We start from the raw sequence: 22,138 nt of genomic DNA on the forward strand, positions 1-22,138 counted from the left end.
AGACATAGCGTGTTAACGATACTTGCCACAATTTTTGTGTTTGGCATAATTGTCTTTATTCACGAATTTGGCCACTTTATTACCGCTAAGGCGAGTGGCATGCGTGTAGATGAATTTGCCATTGGCTTTGGGCCCGCACTTGTGAAGAAACAAAAAGGAGAAACCCTTTACTCCATACGAGCGATTCCTTTAGGTGGTTATAATAAAATTGCTGGTATGATGCCAGATGAAGAACTAGATGATCGCTCCTTTTTAAATAAACCAGTATGGAAACGCTTTATAGTTATTTTTGCTGGTGCATTTTTTAACTTTTTACTTGCCATCGTCATTTTCTTTGGTGTATTCGTTACGTATGGCCAACAAACGCCGTCTACTGAACCAGTTATTGGGCGTATTGTAAACGATTCCCCAGCGGTGGCTGCTCACTTAGAGATGAATGACCGCATTACTACCATTAATGGTAAGGCCGTTAAAGAGTGGTCAGATATTACAACTCTTTTAAAAGGCACTGAAAATACAGTGGTTACCATGATGGTAGAACGACAAGGGGAGCTTAAGGAAGTATCTATTATTCCTACAGCAGCTTCTAATGGGCGAGCTATTATTGGGATTAATCCACAAATTAATTCTACGCCATACTCTATTGGCGATGCAGCGACCTTGTCTGTAACGGCTACATTGGCTATTTTAAAAGAAATGGTAAATACCTTGTGGCTCATGATTACAGGTCAAATGGCTGCACAAGTATCTGGTCCTATTGGAGTAGCCCAAGCAGCTGGTGAAATGGCGCAATTTGGTTTTGTTTATTTGCTCAATTTCACAGCTATTTTGAGTTTAAATTTAGGGGTAATTAATTTATTGCCTGTACCAGCCCTAGATGGTGGGCATTTGATTTTATTGATTATTGAAGGAATTACGAGACGACGTATGCCACCAAAGGCATTGCAGTACATTCAAATGACTGGTGTCATTTTACTAATCGCTCTATTTATTTATGCGACTACGCATGATATAAGCCGTCTGTAAGGTAGGAGTTACCTATGATTAACAGAAAAGAAACTACAAGAATTAAGGTGGGCTCAGTGCCGATTGGCCATTTTGCGCCCATTAGTGTTCAGTCCATGATTACTACTAATCCTGTAGAAACAGAGAAAGCCATTGCTGAAATCAATCGTCTAGCTGATGCTGGCTGTGATTTAGTACGTTTAGCCGTACCTGATATGGCGGCGGCGAAGGCGATAAAAACAGTGCGAGAAGGTAGTAAAATTCCTTTGATTGCCGATATTCACTTTGACTATCGCTTGGCTTTAGAAGCTATTGATAGTGGCATTGATGGCCTTCGTATTAATCCAGGCAATATTGGTGGTACTGAAAATGTAGAAGCCGTTATAAAAAAGGCTAAACCTAAGCAGATTCCCATTCGTATAGGCGTTAATGCGGGCTCTTTGCCGGCCCATATTCTTGACGCCTATGGTGGTCATCCTTGTGCTGATGGCATGGTGGAGGCAGCCCTAGAACATGTGCGCATATTAGAGGCTATGGATTATTATGATATGAAGATATCTATTAAGGCCACCGATGTGCCGCTTATGATTGAAGCGTATCAGAAATTGTCTGATAAGGTACAGTATCCACTTCATTTAGGTGTTACTGAAGCAGGTACTATTCGTCAGGGCACTATAAAGTCCTCCATCGGTATTGGTTCACTATTGGCTCAGGGCATTGGTGATACCTTGCGCGTATCCTTAACGGGGGACCCTATTCATGAAGTAGAAGTGGGCAAAACCATTCTTAGTTCCTTAGGTCTTCGCACCTATGGGGCGACTATGATTTCCTGTCCAACATGCGGTCGCTGTCGCGTAAATCTCTTTAAGATGGCAGAAATTGTGGAAGAACGATTGAAGACTATTAAAGAGCCTATTCGCGTAGCGGTTATGGGCTGTGTTGTTAATGGGCCAGGAGAGGCGAGAGAGGCTGATTTTGGCATTGCTGGTGGCGATGGTCGCGGCATTGTCTTTAGAAAAGGGGAAACCATTAAAACTGTGGATGAAAGTGAGCTTGTAGATGCTTTATTCCATGAAATAGAAACATATTTAGAGTCAAAGGAGTCTTAGTTGTATGTTAGCAAGTAAATTGTATGCACCTACGTTACGTGAAGTTCCTGCTGATGCAGATGTAATGAGTCAAAAGCTTATGCTTCGCGCTGGTTTTATTCGCAAAATGGCTGGTGGCCTTTATAGTTATCTACCACTTGCTTGGAAAAGTATTCGCAAAATTGAACAAATTGTGCACGAAGAAATGACTAAGATTAGTGCTCAAGAAATCATGATGCCTATAATTCAGCCTGCTGAAATTTGGCAAGAATCTGGCCGCTGGAAAGTATATGGTGCGGAAATGATGCGTTTAAAAGACCGTCATAATCGTGATTATTGCTTAGGGCCTACTCATGAAGAAATGGTTACTACCTTGGTAAAAGGGGAAATTAATTCATACCGTCAATTGCCCATTACACTATATCAAATTCAAAATAAATACCGCGATGAACGCCGTCCGCGTTATGGCTTGATGCGCAGTCGCGAATTTATCATGAAAGATGCTTATTCTTTTGATGTAGATGAAGAGGGGCTTGATAAATCCTACTGGGATATGTACAATGCATATTCTCGTGTATTTTCGCGTTGTGGTTTAAACTTTAAACCTGTTGAAGCTGATTCTGGTGCAATTGGTGGTAGCAATAGCCATGAATTTATGGCCCTGGCTGACTCTGGTGAAGCCGATGTTATTCACTGCGATTCCTGTGATTATGCTGCCAATATTGAAATCGGTAAACCTGGCGTATTACCTGGTGATGGTGAAGCGCCAAAAGAATTAGAAATTGTAGATACACCTAAGGCTAGTACTATTGATGCAGTAGCTCACATGTTGAATTTGCCTTTGGAAAAAACTATGAAGGCTGTTGTGTTATCAGTTGATGGTGTAGTTGTACTTGCTATTGTTCGTGGGGATCATGAAGTTAATGAAATCGCTGTTCAACATGCCGTAGATTCTACGATTGAACCTGAAATGGCTACAGAGGAACAATTGCATCATGTAGGTCTTACAGGCGGCTTCATTAGTCCGGTAGGCTTAGCGCAAAGTGATGAATTTAAAATCGTGGTGGATGAAACGGTTATGGAAATGAGCAATGCCTGTGGCGGTGCCAACAAAGTAGATGCTCATTACATCAATATCAATCCAAAACGTGATTTTAATGTAGATGATATCATTGTAGCTCCGATTCGTTTGATTACTACAGAAGACCCATGTCCAAATTGTGGTGGTCACTTAAGTCTTGCTAAAGGGATCGAAGTAGGACAAGTGTTTAAATTAGGCACTAAATACAGTGAATCTTTACAAGCTACATTCTTAAATCAAGATGGCCGCCCTAATCCATTCGTAATGGGTTGCTATGGGATTGGTGTGTCTCGTACCTTGGCAGCTGCGGTAGAACAAAGTCATGATGAAAATGGCATTATCTGGCCAGTGGCAATCGCACCATTTGAAGTTACTATTGTACCTATTAATGCGAAGGACGAAGCGCTTATGAAAGTGAGCGAAAGCCTCTATACAAATCTACAAAATGCTGGTGTCGATGTTCTACTTGATGATCGCAAAGATAGAGCGGGCGTAAAATTCAAAGACGCTGATTTGATTGGTTATCCTGTGCGCATTACGGTAAGTAAAAATACAATCGAAAGCAATGCTGTAGAAGTTAAAGTGCGTAAAACTGGTGAAGTTATTGAAGTGCCAGTAGATGATGTAGTGAAGGTTATTAAAGCTACATTAGAGGGATTAGCTTAATTGGCTGTCACATTTGACGTATTAAATTTAGTAGTAGCGGCATTAGATGCATTGGACCAAATAATGGTTATGATAGAGGTATTAGAGGATTTTTGGGTAACATTAGATATATTGCCTAAATAATGTATATTGTATAGAACATACTAACAGTCGATAGGGAACGACCTTATCGACTGTATTTATTTTTTGCTTGAGATAGTATCATTTGATTATGTTTTTTTAATTTGATTATGTATTTTAAGAGATAGGGTGTACTTAAGAAAATCTAGCTTTTATCCCATTTATTTAGGTGAAATGCTTGTGTAAAATGAGAATTTAAGTCATAATAAAAGATGGAGTATTTTCGAATTACATAAGTAAGTGATATACCTAGTTTGTAGGAGGCGTTAATATGTTAGTGGATTTTCATATGCATAGTACTTCTTCTGATGGTGTTATGTTGCCCAAGGCGTTGCGAGCAGCTAATGCAGCAGCAGGAAGTAAAGTAATGGCCCTTACGGATCACGATACAATAGATGGTTCTTTTGATTTAATACAAAGTCCTATTCCAGATATAAAAGTTATTCGCGGTTGCGAGTTTAGTTCTACGTATAATAATAAGGATGTTCATATTTTAGGCTATGAGTTTGACTATGCTAATAAAGAGATTAAAGAATATGTAGAGTTTTTTAAAGAAGCTCGGCAGTCACGTATATATCGTATGGTAGACCGTTGCAAGGAAAATGGCTATGATGTGTGTCGTGAAGAATTAGAAGAGTTATTTCCTCATGCTAACTCTCTAGGACGCCCTCATTTGTCTCAGCTGCTCATTAAAAAGGGCTATGTGAATACGGTTAGTGAAGCCTTTGAGACGATTTTACATCGCACCAGTCCTTGCTATGTACCTAAGTTTAAAGCGGAGCCAGAAGATGTTATTGATTTGATTCACCGCGCTGGTGGCGTCGCTGTGATGGCACATCCTATTTTAATCCAATCGGATGAGGATGTATTGGCATTGTTAAAACTATCCTTTGATGGCATGGAAGTCTACCATCCTAAACATAGTGAAGAGGACTCAAAGCGCTATCGTGAAATGGCATTAGCTCATGGTTTATTGATAACAGGGGGCTCAGACTTTCATGGCATTCCTAAAAAGATTCCCTTACAGATTGGTGATTATACAGTGGAACGTGATGATGTATCTGAATTTGTAAAGCGTATTGCCCAAGCGTAAGGATTAGAGCACTTAATGTTATGAACATAGTATTAAATACCAACATAATAGGTATAGTGTTGAGTACCAGTATAATAGGTATAGTGTCAAGCACAAACATAATAGGCATAGTATTAAGTGCATCATATAATGAGCATAACTATTTCGCGTTGCAACTATAATAGGAGAGATAAACTATGGAAGTTATTGCTTTCGTTGGTCCTAGTGGTACCGGTAAAAGTCATCGAGCCTTAGTGGTGGCTCATGAAAATTATGCAGAATGCATTATTGACGATGGTATTTTAATTCACAATAACCGAATTGTAGCTGGTTTCTCGGCAAAAAAAGAAGAGAGTCGCCTTAAGGCTGTTCGTCGTGCTATATTTCAAGACCCTAAACAAGTAGCGTCCGTGAGAGAACAGTTAGACTTAATTAAGCCAGAGCGTATCCTGATTTTGGGGACTTCTGAAAATATGGTTGGGAAAATTGCTAAGGCCTTAGGTATTGGGGCACCGAGTCGTTATATTCACATAGAAGATATAGCATCTCCTAAGGAGATTGAAAAGGCTCAAGTATCGCGCTTAAAAGAAGGAAAGCACATTATTCCCGTCCCTACTATGGAGTTGAAACCTCATTTTCAAGGCTATTTAATTGATCCTATTAAATCAATTTGGCGCCGTACGCGTTTTTCTAAAACAGGCCCTGCGGAATTTGAAAAATCCGTTGTTCGTCCTGTGTTTAGTTATTATGGAAGCTTAACATTTTCAGATCAAGTGATTGAAGCGATTATTAAGAATAGCTTAAAGAAGATTAAAGATATTTCTGACTGTGATGATATTAGTATAAAGAAATCACAAAAGGGAAATAATGCCTTAACTTTAAATATGGGCGTTGTTTTATATAAAGGACGACCTGTTAAAGACATAATGAATGAAATGCACAAGTATATCTGTAATGATATTGAGTATATAACTGGCATGTCAGTAGAGCGCCTCGCTATTGTGGTAGATAAATTAGTTACACCAGGGCGTCATTAAGAGCTGCCAGTATGGTAAAATAATAAGGTTAAGAAGTTTAACAAATTTAGCAAATAGTTGGAGAGTATAATGAAAAAGTATTATATTTTTACATATGGTTGTCAGATGAATGAAAGCGACTCTGAGCGCTTAGCCCATCAATTAGAGCAAGCAGGTTATGAGAGCACCGATAATTTTGAAGAATCTGATTTAATCATTTTGAATACTTGCTGTGTTCGTGAAACAGCAGAGCATAAGATTTACGGTCGCATTGGTGAGTTAAAGCATTTAAAGGCAAAAAACAAAGATTTAATTATTGCTATTACAGGCTGTATGGCACAAAAGAATCAGGCAGACATGTTCAAACGCGCCCCTCATATTGATATTGTGCTGGGCACTCATAATTTACGCCATATTAATGAAATGGTTGAAGAAGTGAAGCGCACGCACAAGCATCAATTAAATGTAGAGATGGATAATTCCGTTCTCTATGAGCTAGAAGCAAAGCCTAGTGGTACATTCTCGGCTTGGGTGCCCATTATGAATGGCTGCAATAAATTTTGTACCTATTGCATCGTGCCTCATGTGCGTGGTCGTGAAATAAGCCGTCCTATTGAACATATTGTGGAAGATGTAAAAAAACTAGGTGCTTCTGGTTATAAAGAAATTACCTTGCTAGGTCAAAATGTTAATTCCTATGGCTTAGATTTTAAGGATGGTACTCATTTTGGTCATTTAATTGATGCTTTGGACCATATTCCCGGCATAGAACGAATTCGCTATATGACAAGTCATCCGCAAGATATGAATAAGGAAATGATTGATGCGTTAGGTCGTTCATCCAATGTGGTAACGCAGCTTCATTTGCCTATTCAATCGGGATCTAATCGAATTTTACAAAAGATGAATCGTCGTTATACTGTAGAACATTATAAGGAATTAATTGAGTACTGCCGTGAAAAGATTAAAGGCCTTACCCTTACTACGGATTTAATTGTAGGCTTCCCTGGTGAAACTGAAGAGGATTTTCAGGCGACCTTACAATTATTAAAAGACATTCGCTATGATATGGCCTATACATTTATTTTCTCCAAGCGTTCTGGCACACCAGCAGCAACTATGGACAATCAAGTGCCTGAAGAAGTGAAACGTGTTCGCTTGCAGGCTTTGATGGATGTGCAAAATGAGATTTCCTTGGAATTAAATAAAGCTATGGAAGGGGAAGTATATCCTATTATCGTAGAAGGTCCAAGCCGCAATGATGAAAATGTATGGTTTGGTCGTACGTCTGGGAACAAGATGATTTTATTCCCTAAAGATGAGAGCCTAAAAATTGGTGATACAGTACAGGCCCGTGTAGACAAAGCGCAGACCTGGATTTTATATGGTACTATCGTGTAATGTATTAATGCTTTGTGCCTATACTATGAAAATAGTATAGGCTTGATTTTGCTAGTGATGGAGGCGTACATGAGTAAAAAGCAAACGCCCATGATGGATCAGTATTTCTCTATAAAAGATAGATATAAAGAGGAACTTCTATTCTTTCGTCTTGGTGACTTTTACGAATTATTTTATGATGATGCGTTAACAGCATCGCGAGAACTTAATATTACGCTTACTGGTCGCAATTCGGGGGAAGAAGGAAAAGCGCCTATGTGCGGCGTGCCTTATCATGCAGCAGAAGGCTATATTGATAAGCTTGTTAAAAAGGGCTATAAGGTAGCTATTTGTGAGCAAGTTGAGGATCCTAAGACGGCTAAAGGTATTGTAAAACGCGATGTAATTCGTGTAATTACGCCTGGCACAGTGCTTACTGAAAATGGTACAGAAGCACGAGAAAACAATTTCTTGGCTCTATTTTATCGTACCAAAGAAACCCTTATTCTCGTGTTTTGCGATGTATCTACGGGAGAAGTTATTTGGGATCGCATACGCCATGGTGAGCGTCAGTCGTCTGTATATGATGCCTTAGCCATGTATCGACCTTCTGAATTGGTAACAGTTGGCGGTATCCCACTTGGCAAGGAATTAGAAGAATTTATTGCGGTACAGTTAAATAATGTAGCCTTGTCCCCCTTTGATCCAGGGGCGGAACTGAGCGATATTCGCAATCAAAGCATGGTTCATTTTGCTGATGCCGGCCTTTTAGAAGAAGATGTACTAGAAGGTTTGGGATATTTACTCATGTATTTATCTACGGTCATTAAAACTGATATATCTCATATTAACTATCTTCATCCTTTGCAAATTGGGGACCGAATGGTACTCGATACATCTAGTTTGCGCCATTTAGAAATTACCCATAATTTACGTGATGGTGGCACAAAGGGTACCTTGTTATCTATTTTAGATAAAACTTTAACACCTATGGGGGCACGCCTATTAAAACAATGGGTGGAAAGTCCCTTAATGGATGTGCATCATATAGAACGGCGCCAACGAAGCATAGCGGAAATGGTAGCAAAGCCCACTGAACAAGGCCGTTTGCGTGAACTATTAGATGTCATTTTTGACTTTGAACGTATTTTAGCCCGTGTTGAAACAGGTTCTGTTTCGCCCCGTGACTTTACGGCACTTCGTGAGTCGCTTCGCATTTTGCCGGATTTGGTGGCTTTAGGCAAGACCTATGAAAGCAATTTGTTGAGTGACATTGTAGGGGATATACAGCTCCATGAAGATATTTATGATCTTTTATATCGGGCTATTGCAGAGCAGCCAGCGCTGACCTTAAAAGATGGTCGTGTTATTCGCGATGGATACAATGAGGAATTAGATGAACTTCGTTCCCTTGCAACGAATAGTCAAGAATGGCTTCATCGCTTAGAAGAAGAAGTAAAAGAAAAGACTGGTATACGCCTTAAAACAGGCTATAATAAAGTATTTGGTTATTATTTTGAAGTGTCTCATGCCAATACAGCGGCAGTACCAGATTATTTTATTCGCAAGCAAACCTTGGCTAATGCAGAGCGTTATATTACGCCAGAGCTTAAAGAGTTTGAAGTCAAAATTTTAAGCGCTAAGGAAAAAATAATCGCCTTAGAACAAACTTTATACCAAGAGCTTCGCACCTTTATTAAGGGGGCTGTGAAAGACATTCAAAATACTGCTCGAGCCATTGCGAAGCTCGATGTACTAGCAAGCTTAGCTCAAGTGGCATATGAAGAAAATTATATTTGTCCTTCCATGGCTATGAATGGTCAAATTACCATTCGCGATGGTCGTCATCCAGTGATTGAAAAATTACTAAAACGAGAAGTGTTTGTGCCTAATGATGTGACACTAAACCATCAAGGCGAAGAATTTATCTTAATTACGGGGCCGAATATGGCTGGTAAATCTACCTACATGCGTCAAGTCGCATTGCTTATGATTATGGCGCAAATTGGCTCCTTTATTCCTGCTCGTGAAGCTATTATTTCCCCTGTAGATCGCATTTTTACGCGTGTTGGCGCCAGCGATGATATTTCAACTGGACAGAGTACCTTTATGGTGGAAATGAAGGAAGTAGCTTATATTTTAAATAATGCTACGTCCAATAGTTTGCTCATACTTGATGAAATCGGCCGTGGTACAAGTACCTTTGACGGCTTGAGTATTGCTCAGGCTGTTGTAGAATATATTTGCAAGCATATTCATGGTAAAACCTTATTTGCCACTCATTATCATGAACTCATTCCTTTGGAAGATACGTATGATAAATTAAAAAATTATACAGTAGCTGTAAAAGAAAAAGGCAAAGATGTAGTCTTTTTACGCCGTATTGTGCGCGGCGGTGCAGATCGAAGTTATGGTATTCACGTGGCTAAATTGGCAGGCCTACCCGGTTCAGTATTGAAACGGGCAGAGGTTATTTTAGAGAGCTTAGAAGCCAGTGCTGATGAGACTAATTTAGAAAAAGCTCTTTCTGAGGCCACCGCGCATGCTACAAAGGACGGGGTACCTAGTAAAGGTGCTAGCCCGAAGACTAGTGGCAAAAATAATGCTCCTATGTTACAGCAGAATGCTGCTGGTGGGTATGGTGGTAATTTATTTACCGATTCAGTAGTGGATGAACTACTGGCTGTGGATATTATGAGTTTAACTCCCATTGAGGCACTCAATGTACTCTTTAAGCTACAAGAGGAGGCTCGTAAAGGAGGTGCTTAATTATGGCACAAATTCATGTATTAGATGAAATAACGATCAATAAAATAGCGGCTGGTGAAGTAGTAGAACGTCCTGCGTCAGTAATTAAAGAGCTTTTAGAAAACTCCTTAGATGCAGGTGCTACTACTATTGAAATAGAAATCGCTGATGGTGGTACTACCTATATGCGAGTAACCGATAATGGCGCAGGGATGACAGAAGAAGATGCACGACTTGCTGTATTGCGTCATGCGACGAGTAAGATTCGCAGTGTCGATGATTTATTTGATATTGCTTCTTTAGGCTTCCGTGGTGAGGCCTTAGCCAGTATTGCCTCTGTATCACATTTTTCCTTAACTACGAGGCCCGTAGATCAAGAATTGGGGACTCGTATTACTATTGATGGAGGCCAGGTTAATGATTGCATGCCTTTTGGCGCCCAGCCGGGAACGAGTATTGAAGTGAGAGATTTATTTTTCAATACACCAGCAAGGCGTAAATTTTTAAAAACAGAACGCACAGAAACAGCTAAGATTCAGGATATTGTAGGCAAGCTAGCGCTTAGCAATCCTCAAGTAGCTTTTAAGCTTATTAATAATGATTCTGTTAGCATTGTAGTGCCTGGTAATGGGGACTTAATGGATACGGTGTCTGCCTTATATGGGTATAAGGTGAGTAATGATATTTTCCCTATTGCTTATGAAGCAGAGGGGATAGTTGTTACTGGCGTAGTAAGCAAACCAACGCTTCTTAAGAGCAGTCGTATTTGGCAAACTGTCGTGGTGAATAATCGCGTCATTAGCGATAAAGCCATAACTAAAGCTATTGATAATGCGTACCATGCCTTATTGCCTAAAGGTGGCTATCCTTTAGTTTTATTGAATATTACAGTGCCACCTGAAACGGTGGATATTAATGTGCATCCTCGCAAGAGTGAAGTAAAATTCAGCGATGATAAGCCTGTTTTTAAAGCTGTATATCATGCTATTTTACAGGCTTTGCAAAATCCTCTGGAGCAAATGGGACCGAGTGGTCAGATGCAACAAAATTCGTGGTCCAAGGAAGGTGCGGGTATGGCAGAGGTGCCTTTTTATAATTCTGCACAAGCCCGTGATGGGGAGCGCACAATTACTACTAATGTGTCTTATGAAAATTCCTTTACCGCCATGGGACGTGAAAAACTTCATGAAATTGATATTGATCCTATCGAGCGAGGCACAGAAGCGAATCGCATAGTGTCCCAAGAGATGGTACAAAATCGTGCATCTACAGAAGAATTTGTACGGCGTCTTAAACAGGATGGCTATATACCGCCTGAACGAGTACAATATCGTGAAGAATCGTGGATAGATACAGGGGATTTTGAAGTTGGAGCTCATAGTAAATCCTATACGGAAGAAGATAAGGCGCGCTTTCATGAGATTGTAACAACTCATCATGAGCAGGCCCTACAAGAAGGGGGGCAGCCTTATACAGCTAATGCTAGAAATGATGTAAGAGGTACAGTACCTACATATGGTACAAGTTCAGCAGCCCAAATACAGCAGCAAAGTGAAAGTATTAATACGACTGGCTTACTACCATTAGGACAGGTGGCATCATGCTATATTTTAGCAAAAAAAGGGGACAATCTATATATTATTGATCAACATGCAGCACATGAGCGAATTCGTTATGATGCTTTATGTAAGTCCGCTGAAGCCATTCCTATGCAGGAATTATTAATTCCTCAATATGAAGAAGCATCGGAAGATGAATTGATTATTGTAGAGGAACAGGCTGATGTATTACTTAATTTAGGATTTCAAGGTGTGCAAGGGGGACCAACACAACTTAAGATTGAAGGTTTACCTGTTGATTTAGTGGAGAGCAAAGGGTTAGAAGTATTACGCTATGTATTCTCCCTTTTAAAGGAGCAGCAAGAACCTACAAAGGCACAACTTCGCCACGAAATGCTAGCCTATGCTTCTTGTCGTGGTGCTATCAAAGCTGGTCACACTTTAAATACCTATCAAATGGCCGTGCTCATTGAAGAACTATTTAAAACTGATAAGCCCTATGTATGTCCTCATGGAAGACCGACGATTGTAAAATTTACTCCTGAGGAAATGGGTAAATTATTCCTGCGCAGTTAAGAAGAGAAAATGGGTAAATTGTTCTTGCGCGGTTAATCTGCAGATTAAATTAATAAGTTTAAAGAGAAGCTAATTCTCTCGTTATATTTTTTAGGAGGACATGGATGTGCAAGAAGAGAATTCATCGTGGGGCTCCAAGGCGATAGTAATAACGGCACAGAAGGGGACTCCTAGAGAAGTTAAAGCGGCTCAATTAGCCGCCTCCCTCTTGAATATTCCCTATATTTATAGGCGTCGAGATTCTTTAAGTAAATTAAAGTCCAATTATGAAGGGGCTGATATATTAATTATCAGTAAGGAGGGTCCTGTTTTATATACAGGGGAAAAGGTAAGTCACAAATTCCATCTCTCCATGGCGCAGCTACGCATTATTGCGTATGATAGAGGTGATACAGAACATTTATTAGAGGCAGTAGGTAAAGAGCCCATTGATTCGTTTTTAGATTGTACGGCAGGCCTTTGCAGTGATAGTATTGTAGTGTCTTATGGACATCCTGAAATTAAGCGTTTAGTTGGCTTAGAAGGAAATCCTCTATTAGCCTATATTAGCAATTATGGTTGTCGTCATTTTGTTCATGAATCACTGGCTGTAACTGAGGCTTTACGAAGAATTCAATTATGCGCCATGCGATATGAGCAATTTTTAAAACAAGCTCCTACAAATAGCTTTGATGTAGTATATTTTGACCCTATGTTTGAAGTACCTATCAAGGAAAGTCCGCAATTTCTAGGGCTCCGTGGTCATATTGTGGAGTCATCATTGACCTATGATATGTTAGAGGAGGCTAAGCGTGTAGGGCGAAAAAAAGTGATTGTTAAAGAGCGGCCCTTTGCGACAATTTTTAAAAAATGGCCTCCAACCTATATAAAGGGCGGACAATATAGTAAAGTCGCTTATGGTGTGTATGAATTGTAAATATAAATCGTAAATCTAGTACTTAAGGAGGATCTATGAATCAGTTGATTACTATTTTAGGGCCTACAGCAGTAGGTAAAACAGAATTAACTTTGCAATTAGCAGAATGCTTAAGTACTTCAGTTATTTCTGGTGATGCGTATCAAGTCTACAGGGGCCTTTCGATAGGCACAGCCAAGCCTAATGAGCAAGAGCTGCAGCGAGCCACTCATTATTTGATAGATTGCTTAGAACCAAATGAAGAGTTTAGTGTGGCCCTATTTCAATCGGAAGCGCATCGCATTATTGCCCAAGAGAATGAAGCAGGTCGGACGCCTATTCTTTCTGGTGGTACTGGGTTTTATGTGCAGTCTTTACTGGAAGGATTTAATTTTTCTCCTGCAGGGCCTAATGCAGCGCTTAGAGAGCGATTGAATACCTTGTATGGTGAAGCTGGTCTAGAAGGCCTCAAAGCTTATGCGCAGGTCTTAGCTAAAGATAAACATATTGAGTTACAATTTACTGATAAACATCGCCTGTATCGCGCCATTGAACTTATGGAGGCTGGCGATTATGACGCCCTAAGAAAGCAGACTAAGGAAGGGGTATCCTATGAAGGACCTGTAATAGGTCTTAGACGGGATCGGGATGAATTATATGAGCGCATTAATTTGCGTGTAGATATAATGGTGGAACAAGGCTTATTTGAAGAAGTAGAGGGGCTCTTGCAAAAAGGAATTGATCCCCATTGCCAAGCTTTTAAAGGTATTGGCTATAAAGAAGTAGTTGAATACTTTGAACAGCGCTTAACTAAGGCTGAGGCAATTTCAGCTATAAAGCAAAACACAAGACGATTTGCGAAACGGCAAATTACTTGGTACAAGCGGATGCCCTATATTCAATGGATCGATTGTACCAAGAAAGACGCGCAACATATCTATGACGAAGCGTATGCATTAATAACACAGTAGGATAAGAAGATACGTAGGATAAGAAGATACAAAAAACAATAAGAAAAGGAAGTATAGAATGAATTTAGATCGTTTGCGCGATGACGCTATGAAAATGGCTGAACCGCATTTTAAAAAGTTTGAACCTATTGCATTACATAATACTAAAAAGGTCCTAGAAGCCTTTAAAGCTTGCCAGTTAAGTGATTATCACTTTAATGGAACAACTGGTTATGGCTATAATGACAGTGGCCGCGAAAAGCTGGACGAAGTATTTGCTCATGTATTTAAAGCTGAAAAAGCTTTAGTGAGAGCTCATTTCGTGTCAGGTACTCATGCCCTAGCAACGACGCTGATTGCTTTATTAGGAAGTGGCGCAGAAGGTAAGGAATTTGTATATGCTGTAGGGGCTCCTTATGATACGATGCAATCCGTGATTGGCGTGCCACACGAGACGAAACGCTCTTTAGTAGAACGTGGCTTTATTTATAAGGAAGTACCACTAAAGAATGGTTCTTATGATTTAGAAGGTATTAAGGCTGCCGTAACGGATCAGACTCGTGTAGTTGTGATTCAGCGATCTCGTGGCTACAGTACGCGCGAACCACTATCTGTTAAAGATATCGAAGTGATTTGTAAAGCGGTTAATTCAGTAAACCCTAAAACAATTTGTTTTGTTGATAATTGCTATGGTGAATTTACAGAAACGACTGAGCCCTTAGAACATGGGGCGCATATTATGGCTGGTTCTTTAATTAAAAATAGTGGCGGTGGCATAGCGCCTACAGGTGGTTATGTGGCAGGTCGTGAAGACTTAGTAGAAGCCGTGGCTTATGAACTAACAGCTCCTGGCTTAGGCGATCACATGGGCTCCTATGCGCCAGGATATCGTCTATTCTTCCAAGGTTTATTCTTAGCACCTCACGTGGTATTACAAGCGCTAAAAGGAGCGGTGTATACAGCAGCAGTAGGTACATTGCTAGGTTACGAAGTATTTCCAAAGGTTGATTCCAAACGGTATGATTTGATTCAAGCGGTGAATTTACATAATGCTGATGAAATGGAACAATTTTGTCGTGGCATGCAGGCGTATTCGCCCGTTGATGCTCATGTTCGTCCTGTACCTGGAGATATGCCAGGCTATACAGATCAGATTATTATGGCAGGTGGTACCTTTGTACAAGGTTCATCTATTGAATTAAGTGCCGATGGTCCAGTGCGACCTCCTTACACTATATTTATGCAAGGGGGCTTGGTGTTTGAGCATTCTATGTTGGGTATTTTAGGCGCTGCTGAAGAAATTTTAAAATGTCGCGAACAATAAACTTAAGTCTCTATGAGTCATAATAAGTTAAGGAACAATAAGTTAAGGAACGACACATAATAAATTAAAAGGCTGTGGTAATAGCTTACCCTTCATGAGATATACTTAAGGCTACGAGATATATTTAAGTGCCAATGAGATATATTTAAGCGCTATGAGATATACTTAAGTGTTGAGACCCCGCAGAATCAAGGTAATTGATTAATAGCTTAATCTATATAAAATCGGTTTTTTGTGATATATTTACGTAAGTTTTTATTTTTATTTTTGTAGTATACATATTCGGACTTTCACTCTGTATCATGTATATGGATGTTACTGTACGGACCAAGCGGTCCACAGAAGGAGAAAGCATGGAAAAAGGAACAGTTGCAGTTGCAATGAGTGGGGGCGTAGACAGCTCCTTAACAGCTTCGATGCTGTTAGAACAAGGGTATAAGGTATTTGGTATTACCTTGCGTTTATGGGTAGATGATACAGACGCTGATGACATTCCATTAGCTGTCACTGATGCTAAGAAAATGTGTGATTTTCTTGGAATCGAACATCATGTAGTCAATGCGCGTGATGTATTTTATGATAATGTAGTTAATTATTTTGTACAAGAATATGCTGCTGGCCGTACGCCAAACCCTTGTGTATTCTGCAATAAAAATATAAAATTTGATCTCTTATTAAATCGCGCCTTAGAACTTGGTGCCACACATATGGTAACAGGTCATTATGCGCAAGTTAAGTATAATGAAGATACAAAGCTTTATGAATTGCATAAAGGGGCTGACCCAAGCAAAGACCAAAGCTATGTACTTTACACATTAAATCAAAAGATTTTAAGTCATTTAATGTTCCCTCTTGGGGCGCAGAAAAAGACATTAACTCGTGCTATGGCCAATAATCGTGATTTGCCAGTAGCTAATAAACCTGATAGTGAAGATATTTGCTTCTTGCCAAATCATAATTATCAGGGCTTCATTCAAAAACAATTGACAGAAAAACCAGCTTCTGGCAATATTGTGCATGAAAATGGTGAAATTTTAGGTACTCATAATGGTTTATACAATTATACTATTGGCCAACGTAAAGGCCTTGGTATTGCCTATGAATATCCACTATATGTAGTGCGCCTTGATGGAGAAAAGAATGAAGTAATCGTAGGTCCAGATGAAAGCTTATTTACGAATCGCATGATTTGTAAGCATTACAATTTCTTATCTGGCACTATTCCAAAAGAACTACATGCGTCCGGCAAGATTCGCTATGCAGCGAACCCATCACCTTGTGTGGCACGCATTTTAGATGATGAAACAATGGAAGTAACATTTGAAACGCCACAGCGTGCTATTACGCCAGGTCAATCAGTCGTATTCTATGAAGGTACGCAGGTCCTTGGAGGGGGCGTTATTGAAACTGTTTGTTAGAGAGGTATGAGGTATACTATGTCGACTGACCACATTCGTAATTTCTGTATTATTGCCCATATTGACCATGGGAAATCTACCTTAGCGGACCGTCTTATTGAAGAGACAGGGACTCTTACTAAGCGCGAAATGGAAGCGCAAGTGCTAGATTCCATGGACCTTGAAAGGGAACGTGGCATCACTATTAAAGCCCAATCTGTTCGCTTGCTTCACACCGCCAAAGATGGTAAGGAATATACTTTAAATCTCATTGACACACCAGGTCATGTGGATTTTAGTTATGAAGTATCTCGTTCCCTCGCAGCTTGTGAAGGGGCGCTTCTTATCGTAGATGCGGCACAAGGGGTAGAAGCACAAACTTTGGCTAATGTGTATTTAGCTTTAGAACATGACTTGGAAATTATTCCTGTTATTAACAAGATTGATTTACCAAGTGCTGATCCAGAGCGTGTCAAAAAAGAAATTGAAGATATAATTGGCCTTGATGCATCGGATGCAATCTTGGCTAGTGCTAAGTCTGGCATAGGGATTCAGGAAATTTTAGAAGCCATTGTAGAGCGTATTCCAGCCCCTCCTGATAAATCAGATGAGCCTACACGAGCGCTTATTTTTGACTCTCGCTTTGATGCTTATAAAGGGGCGATTGCCTATGTACGGGTAAAAGAAGGGTCTATTAAAAAACGCGATATTATCCGCATGATGCATGATAATAAAGATTTTGAAGTTACCGAACTTGGTGTATTTACGCCAAATCTTATTCCTGTACAAGAACTTACTTGTGGCTCCGTAGGCTGCGTCGCAGCAAGCATTAAAAATGTGCGTGATTGCCATGTAGGGGATACTATTACTATGGCAGATAATCCGGCCACCGAACCATTGCCAGGGTATCGTAAAGCCGTATCTATGGTATATTGTGGTCTCTATCCAACAGATAGTAAGGATTATGATAATCTTCGTGATGCATTGGAAAAATTAAACCTAAATGATGCAGCCCTTGAATATGAACCAGAAACTTCCATTGCCTTAGGCTTTGGGTTCCGTTGTGGGTTCTTGGGACTTCTTCATATGGACGTTATTCAAGAGCGTTTAGAGCGTGAATATAATTTAACTTTAATTACTACAGCGCCAAGTGTTAATTACAAAGTGCATAAGACTAATGGTGAAGTTTTAGAAATTGACAATCCATCAAAATTACCACCGCCAACAGAAATTGATTTCATTGAAGAGCCTTATGTTAAGGCTACTACAATCGTTCCAAAGGACTTTGTAGGGGCCATTATGGAATTATCTCAAGATAAACGCGGTGAATACCAAAGTATGGAATATCTCGATGAAACACGTGTATCCATTGTATATCATTTGCCATTAGGGGAGATTATTTACGATTATTTTGACAAATTAAAATCTGCTACTAAAGGCTATGCATCGTTGGATTATGAACTTATTGGCTATCAAGCATCACCGATGGTGAAGATGGATATTCTATTAAATGGTGAGCCTGTAGATGCTTTGAGTATCATTGTTCACAAAGATCGTGCAGCCCTTCGTGGTCGTGCGTTAGCTGAAAAACTTAAAGAGTTAATTCCTCGTCAAATGTTTGAAATTCCAATTCAAGCCGCTGTAGGAAATAAGATTGTAGCTCGTGAAACAGTTAAAGCATGGCGCAAAGACGTATTGGCTAAATGTTATGGTGGCGATATTAGCCGTAAACGCAAACTCTTAGAGAAACAAAAAGAAGGTAAAAAGCGCATGAAAGCGGTGGGTAGTGTAGAAATTCCACAAGAAGCATTTATGGCTATTTTAAAGGTAGATGACAAATAATTAGGCCAGTTATAGTCTTTTATTATGATTGAGTCTATAAAATATATAATCTTATAGAGAACAATCTATAAGATTATCTGTAAATCTATGAAGTGATTTATAAATCATATATGGGGAGTGTGTATGCATACTAGAATTTCAAATCTAAATGCGCCCTCTATAAATAAACAGCGGGATATGGGGGTGTACCTCCATATCCCGTTTTGTCGTAAAAAATGTTCGTACTGTGATTTTGCTTCCTATGAGGGCTTGGAAGCCTATTATGATGAGTATGTAGGAGCCTTATGTGAAGAAATGAGATTGTGGGCTCAGCAGTATCCGGAGTCTACAACGATTCCTATTAAGACAGTTTACTTTGGCGGTGGCACGCCAACTCAGCTTAGTCTAAAGCAATTAGAACGTATTCTTATGACTTTGAAGGCTTATTATGACTGTAATGCTATGATGGAATTGTCTATTGAGGCGAATCCTGGTGAAATTGATAAAGCCTATTTGCAAGGTTTAAAAGCCTTAGGCGTGACTCGTCTTAGTTATGGCGTGCAAACCTTTGATGATAGTCTCTTAACTTTATTGCGTCGAGGCCATACATCAGCTATGGCTAAGCAGGCCATTTGCGATGCCATCGAAGTGGGCTTTCCTTCAGTAAGTGGAGATTTAATCTATGCCTTACCTGGTCAGACCTTACAAGATATAGAGACTAATGTAGAAAACTTATTACACTTAGGGGTTAATCACATTTCAATTTATGGACTACAGCTAGAAGAGGGAACTAATTTACATAAAGAAGTAGAATTGGGACATATCCAATTACCCAGTGATGATGAGAATGAAGCCATGTATGATAGCATGCTTAACACCTTAGGTGGACATGGTTTTGAGCGATATGAGATTTCTAATTCTACGAATAATAAAGCTTATAGTCACCACAATTTACGATACTGGCAATACGAGGAGTACTTGGCCTTTGGATCGGGGGCCTATTCATTTTATAGGGATGTGCGGCGGAACAATGAACCCTATGTTGTGCCTTATATAAATAGAATTCGCCAAGGCTTGTTGCCTGTTGTATTTGAAGAGTCTATTAGTGTAGAGCGGGCCGTTGAAGACTATTGTTTTTTAGCATTGCGAACAAAATGGGGCTTGCGAGCCGATGCATTTAAGGAGCGTTTTAATACAGATATATTTGAACTATTTGGACATATTTTGCAACAGCTACGTTCACAGGGATTAGTGGAATTATATGATACTGAAGAAACTGATATGTTGCCAGGCTTAGGAGAAAATCCATGGAGCCACAAGGCTATGAATTGTAATGATGGTCATAGTATACCTACTGATAGTGATGTGTTGTTAACTGATGGTAAAAACTTGGCGTGGCGTCTCACAAGAGAGGGCGCTAAACATGGTAATTATGTGTTCAGTCAGTTTTTACGAGATAATTAAATAGGGGGTTAATTGGTATAACTTAAAATAAGGAGTTAATTTATATTAGTTAAAATAAGAAATTAAGTCATATAACTTAATGTAAGGAGTTAATTGGTGTGACGTTAATATAAGGGGGGATAGTATGATTTATTTTACTAGTGACTTACATTTGGGGCATAAAAATGTCATTCAAATGCAAAATAGACCATTTGAAACAGTGGACGATATGAATGAAGCTCTAATCCATAACTTTAATTCCGTAGTGCACAAGAATGATATAGTGTATATTCTAGGTGACTTGGCGTTTCGATTAGGAGAAACAAAATGTAATGAATTTATCGCTCGTTTAAAAGGCACGAAAATATTAATTCGTGGCAATCATGATAGGGAGTATGATTCGAGTTTATTTGAAGAAATCACTGACTTTAAAATGATAAAATATGAACATGTTACGTATTCTATGATTCATTATCCTATGCTAGAGTGGAAACATTCACGGCACAATAGAGGTGTTAATTTACATGGACATATTCACTCTAATGGAGCTTATAATGAGGAAAATATAAAGCAAGGTATTTTACGTTATGATGTGGGTGTTGAGGCTCATGACTATAAGCCCATTTCCTTGGAGGACATTCACAATAAATTTAAACACTTGTTTAAAGTATGATAGAATAGATGTAATGATGCATGTAGGAATGAGTAAAATGTGAGTTTAATGATGTATGTAGAAATATGTAGAATGTGAGTTATAGTATTATATATGTTTGTGAATTAGTAGGGGGCCATAGTGTGAAAGATTATTTTAAATTTGGTTGGCGCGCCTGTGGTGCTGGACTGGTGTTTCAATTTTTGACTTTAGTTTGTCTATACACTATTAATATCGGTATTGCTGCTAGTCCTGATGGAACGGGCTATACCTTTTTAATCGGTGACGTTATTTTTCTTGTGGTAACCTTATTGGCCTTTGGCTGTCGTCCGATTTATGAAAAAGGCTTAGATACAAGATTTCCTAATACGAATTTATCTAAAAAAGTGTTTTTCTTCACCCTTATTATGATTAGCTTATTACTATGCATTGTATATGCTTTATTTTTCACTTTCATTACCTATGAAGTAGTCAATACAGTTTCTGATATAGAGAGCGCGTATTATAATGCAGCATTACTGCCATTTCTGATGGTAGGGATTTTTGGATTTACCTTTTTCTATTTCTTGTTGTATTGTACGGCCACGGTGGAATACATATGGCGACGTAAATTAAAAAAATATAGAGAAAGATTAATGGGGTTAGAGGTGTAATTGTGTGAAAGATTATATTATGTTTGGATGGCGTGCTTGTGGTACAAGCATACTATTTCAGATAATAAGCATTGTAACAATCGGATTGGTTGACTATATTTGGTTATTTAAAATTAGCCAACTTTGGCTATACAGTATGACTTTAATATTGCTGTGTATAGTTATTACAGCGTATGGACTTTTATGTCGACCTTTTTATGAAAAGGGCCTGGATAGTAGATTTCCAAAAACAAATTTATCTAAGAAATTTTTTGTAGTCATATTTTATGTAGTAGCCTTAGTGTTAACCATTGCGTATTTTATGTTTTTTCTAATTGTAGCAAGTATCATTGGTGATGCAGTGCATACAATGAATGGAAATACAAGATTCCATACGATGCTTCCTACTATGTACATGGGGCTAGTGAGTATTACTTACTTTTACTTACTATTGTACATGACTGCTACTGTGGAATATGTGATTCGTAAAAAGTATTATGAACAATATTATGTACATATAAAAAATAGCTAACATCTTATGATGTTAGCTATTTTTGTTTGTAGTAGAACGTGATTTAATTTGAGTTGGTTGCGTTTGATGGATTCAAGTTAGATTGTGTGCATATTTTTAGGGGAAAGAAAAAGGACTATCTAAACAGATAGTCCTTAATGTGGTGGAGATAAGCGGGATCGAACCGCTGACCTCTTGAATG

18 protein-coding genes are annotated in these 22,138 nt (G+C 39.1%); all 18 read left to right on the forward strand.

Annotated elements, in window-relative coordinates:
- The first annotated feature begins 9 nt into the window (after positions 1 to 9).
- The 18 genes from rseP (at position 10) to Q0376_RS06180 (ending at position 21,957) form a co-directional block, all read left to right on the forward strand.
- On the forward strand, positions 10 to 1,026 hold the full coding sequence (rseP, locus tag Q0376_RS06095) for an RIP metalloprotease RseP (RefSeq protein WP_298705288.1): 1,017 nt from the start codon (positions 10 to 12) through the stop codon (positions 1,024 to 1,026).
- Positions 1,027 to 1,040: 14 nt separating this feature from the next.
- Positions 1,041 to 2,114: a flavodoxin-dependent (E)-4-hydroxy-3-methylbut-2-enyl-diphosphate synthase gene (gene ispG / locus Q0376_RS06100; RefSeq protein WP_298705254.1), complete on the forward strand. Its 1,074-nt coding sequence runs from the start codon at positions 1,041 to 1,043 to the stop codon at positions 2,112 to 2,114.
- 4 nt (positions 2,115 to 2,118) lie between these two features.
- Complete coding sequence (locus tag Q0376_RS06105; protein WP_298705256.1) at positions 2,119 to 3,840, forward strand: proline--tRNA ligase; 1,722 nt, start codon at positions 2,119 to 2,121, stop codon at positions 3,838 to 3,840.
- The gene (locus Q0376_RS06110) at positions 3,841 to 3,963 is read left to right on the forward strand and encodes a hypothetical protein (RefSeq protein WP_298705258.1); all 123 of its coding nucleotides are present in this window, start codon (positions 3,841 to 3,843) and stop codon (positions 3,961 to 3,963) included.
- 268 nt (positions 3,964 to 4,231) lie between these two features.
- The gene (locus Q0376_RS06115; RefSeq protein WP_298705260.1) at positions 4,232 to 5,053 is read left to right on the forward strand and encodes a PHP domain-containing protein; all 822 of its coding nucleotides are present in this window, start codon (positions 4,232 to 4,234) and stop codon (positions 5,051 to 5,053) included.
- Between the two features lie 176 nt (positions 5,054 to 5,229).
- On the forward strand, positions 5,230 to 6,069 hold the full coding sequence (locus tag Q0376_RS06120; protein WP_298705262.1) for a hypothetical protein: 840 nt from the start codon (positions 5,230 to 5,232) through the stop codon (positions 6,067 to 6,069).
- A 69-nt stretch (positions 6,070 to 6,138) separates the two neighbouring features.
- Positions 6,139 to 7,449: a tRNA (N6-isopentenyl adenosine(37)-C2)-methylthiotransferase MiaB gene (gene miaB, locus Q0376_RS06125; RefSeq protein ID WP_298705264.1), complete on the forward strand. Its 1,311-nt coding sequence runs from the start codon at positions 6,139 to 6,141 to the stop codon at positions 7,447 to 7,449.
- A gap of 69 nt (positions 7,450 to 7,518) precedes the next feature.
- Positions 7,519 to 10,197 (forward strand): DNA mismatch repair protein MutS, encoded by a 2,679-nt coding sequence (gene mutS / locus Q0376_RS06130; protein WP_298705266.1) that lies wholly within the window; start codon positions 7,519 to 7,521, stop codon positions 10,195 to 10,197.
- Between the two features lie 2 nt (positions 10,198 to 10,199).
- On the forward strand, positions 10,200 to 12,311 hold the full coding sequence (gene mutL / locus Q0376_RS06135) for a DNA mismatch repair endonuclease MutL (RefSeq protein ID WP_298705268.1): 2,112 nt from the start codon (positions 10,200 to 10,202) through the stop codon (positions 12,309 to 12,311).
- Positions 12,312 to 12,411: 100 nt separating this feature from the next.
- The gene (locus Q0376_RS06140) at positions 12,412 to 13,227 is read left to right on the forward strand and encodes a class I SAM-dependent methyltransferase (protein WP_298705272.1); all 816 of its coding nucleotides are present in this window, start codon (positions 12,412 to 12,414) and stop codon (positions 13,225 to 13,227) included.
- 35 nt (positions 13,228 to 13,262) lie between these two features.
- The gene (miaA, locus tag Q0376_RS06145) at positions 13,263 to 14,177 is read left to right on the forward strand and encodes a tRNA (adenosine(37)-N6)-dimethylallyltransferase MiaA (RefSeq protein WP_298705273.1); all 915 of its coding nucleotides are present in this window, start codon (positions 13,263 to 13,265) and stop codon (positions 14,175 to 14,177) included.
- A gap of 58 nt (positions 14,178 to 14,235) precedes the next feature.
- A complete protein-coding gene (locus Q0376_RS06150) occupies positions 14,236 to 15,480 on the forward strand; it encodes a methionine gamma-lyase family protein (RefSeq protein ID WP_298705275.1) in 1,245 nt (414 codons plus the stop codon).
- Between the two features lie 353 nt (positions 15,481 to 15,833).
- Positions 15,834 to 16,898 (forward strand): tRNA 2-thiouridine(34) synthase MnmA, encoded by a 1,065-nt coding sequence (mnmA, locus tag Q0376_RS06155; protein ID WP_298705277.1) that lies wholly within the window; start codon positions 15,834 to 15,836, stop codon positions 16,896 to 16,898.
- A gap of 18 nt (positions 16,899 to 16,916) precedes the next feature.
- Positions 16,917 to 18,719: a translation elongation factor 4 gene (gene lepA / locus Q0376_RS06160; protein WP_298705290.1), complete on the forward strand. Its 1,803-nt coding sequence runs from the start codon at positions 16,917 to 16,919 to the stop codon at positions 18,717 to 18,719.
- Between the two features lie 123 nt (positions 18,720 to 18,842).
- On the forward strand, positions 18,843 to 20,162 hold the full coding sequence (hemW, locus tag Q0376_RS06165) for a radical SAM family heme chaperone HemW (protein WP_298705279.1): 1,320 nt from the start codon (positions 18,843 to 18,845) through the stop codon (positions 20,160 to 20,162).
- A 124-nt stretch (positions 20,163 to 20,286) separates the two neighbouring features.
- Positions 20,287 to 20,814 (forward strand): metallophosphoesterase, encoded by a 528-nt coding sequence (locus Q0376_RS06170; RefSeq protein ID WP_298705281.1) that lies wholly within the window; start codon positions 20,287 to 20,289, stop codon positions 20,812 to 20,814.
- Between the two features lie 122 nt (positions 20,815 to 20,936).
- Positions 20,937 to 21,446 carry a hypothetical protein gene (locus tag Q0376_RS06175; RefSeq protein WP_298705283.1) on the forward strand — a complete coding sequence of 170 codons (510 nt, stop codon included), beginning with the start codon at positions 20,937 to 20,939 and terminating at the stop codon, positions 21,444 to 21,446.
- Between the two features lie 4 nt (positions 21,447 to 21,450).
- Positions 21,451 to 21,957, forward strand: coding sequence for a hypothetical protein (locus Q0376_RS06180; protein WP_298705286.1), 507 nt, complete (start codon positions 21,451 to 21,453; stop codon positions 21,955 to 21,957).
- Positions 21,958 to 22,138: the final 181 nt, after the last annotated feature.

It is taken from the genome of uncultured Veillonella sp. (assembly GCF_937981445.1).
In the GTDB taxonomy this organism is placed as follows: Bacteria; Bacillota; Negativicutes; order Veillonellales; family Veillonellaceae; genus Veillonella_A.

Coding starts and splice junctions, on each gene's coding strand:
- ispG (WP_298705254.1), top strand. CDS start 1,041: ATGATTAACAGAAAAGAAACTACAAGAATTAAGGTGGGCTCAGTGCCG.
- Q0376_RS06105 (WP_298705256.1), top strand. CDS start 2,119: ATGTTAGCAAGTAAATTGTATGCACCTACGTTACGTGAAGTTCCTGCT.
- Q0376_RS06115 (WP_298705260.1), top strand. CDS start 4,232: ATGTTAGTGGATTTTCATATGCATAGTACTTCTTCTGATGGTGTTATG.
- Q0376_RS06120 (WP_298705262.1), top strand. CDS start 5,230: ATGGAAGTTATTGCTTTCGTTGGTCCTAGTGGTACCGGTAAAAGTCAT.
- miaB (WP_298705264.1), top strand. CDS start 6,139: ATGAAAAAGTATTATATTTTTACATATGGTTGTCAGATGAATGAAAGC.
- mutS (WP_298705266.1), top strand. CDS start 7,519: ATGAGTAAAAAGCAAACGCCCATGATGGATCAGTATTTCTCTATAAAA.
- mutL (WP_298705268.1), top strand. CDS start 10,200: ATGGCACAAATTCATGTATTAGATGAAATAACGATCAATAAAATAGCG.
- Q0376_RS06140 (WP_298705272.1), top strand. CDS start 12,412: ATGGATGTGCAAGAAGAGAATTCATCGTGGGGCTCCAAGGCGATAGTA.
- miaA (WP_298705273.1), top strand. CDS start 13,263: ATGAATCAGTTGATTACTATTTTAGGGCCTACAGCAGTAGGTAAAACA.
- Q0376_RS06150 (WP_298705275.1), top strand. CDS start 14,236: ATGAATTTAGATCGTTTGCGCGATGACGCTATGAAAATGGCTGAACCG.
- mnmA (WP_298705277.1), top strand. CDS start 15,834: ATGGAAAAAGGAACAGTTGCAGTTGCAATGAGTGGGGGCGTAGACAGC.
- lepA (WP_298705290.1), top strand. CDS start 16,917: ATGTCGACTGACCACATTCGTAATTTCTGTATTATTGCCCATATTGAC.
- hemW (WP_298705279.1), top strand. CDS start 18,843: ATGCATACTAGAATTTCAAATCTAAATGCGCCCTCTATAAATAAACAG.
- Q0376_RS06170 (WP_298705281.1), top strand. CDS start 20,287: ATGATTTATTTTACTAGTGACTTACATTTGGGGCATAAAAATGTCATT.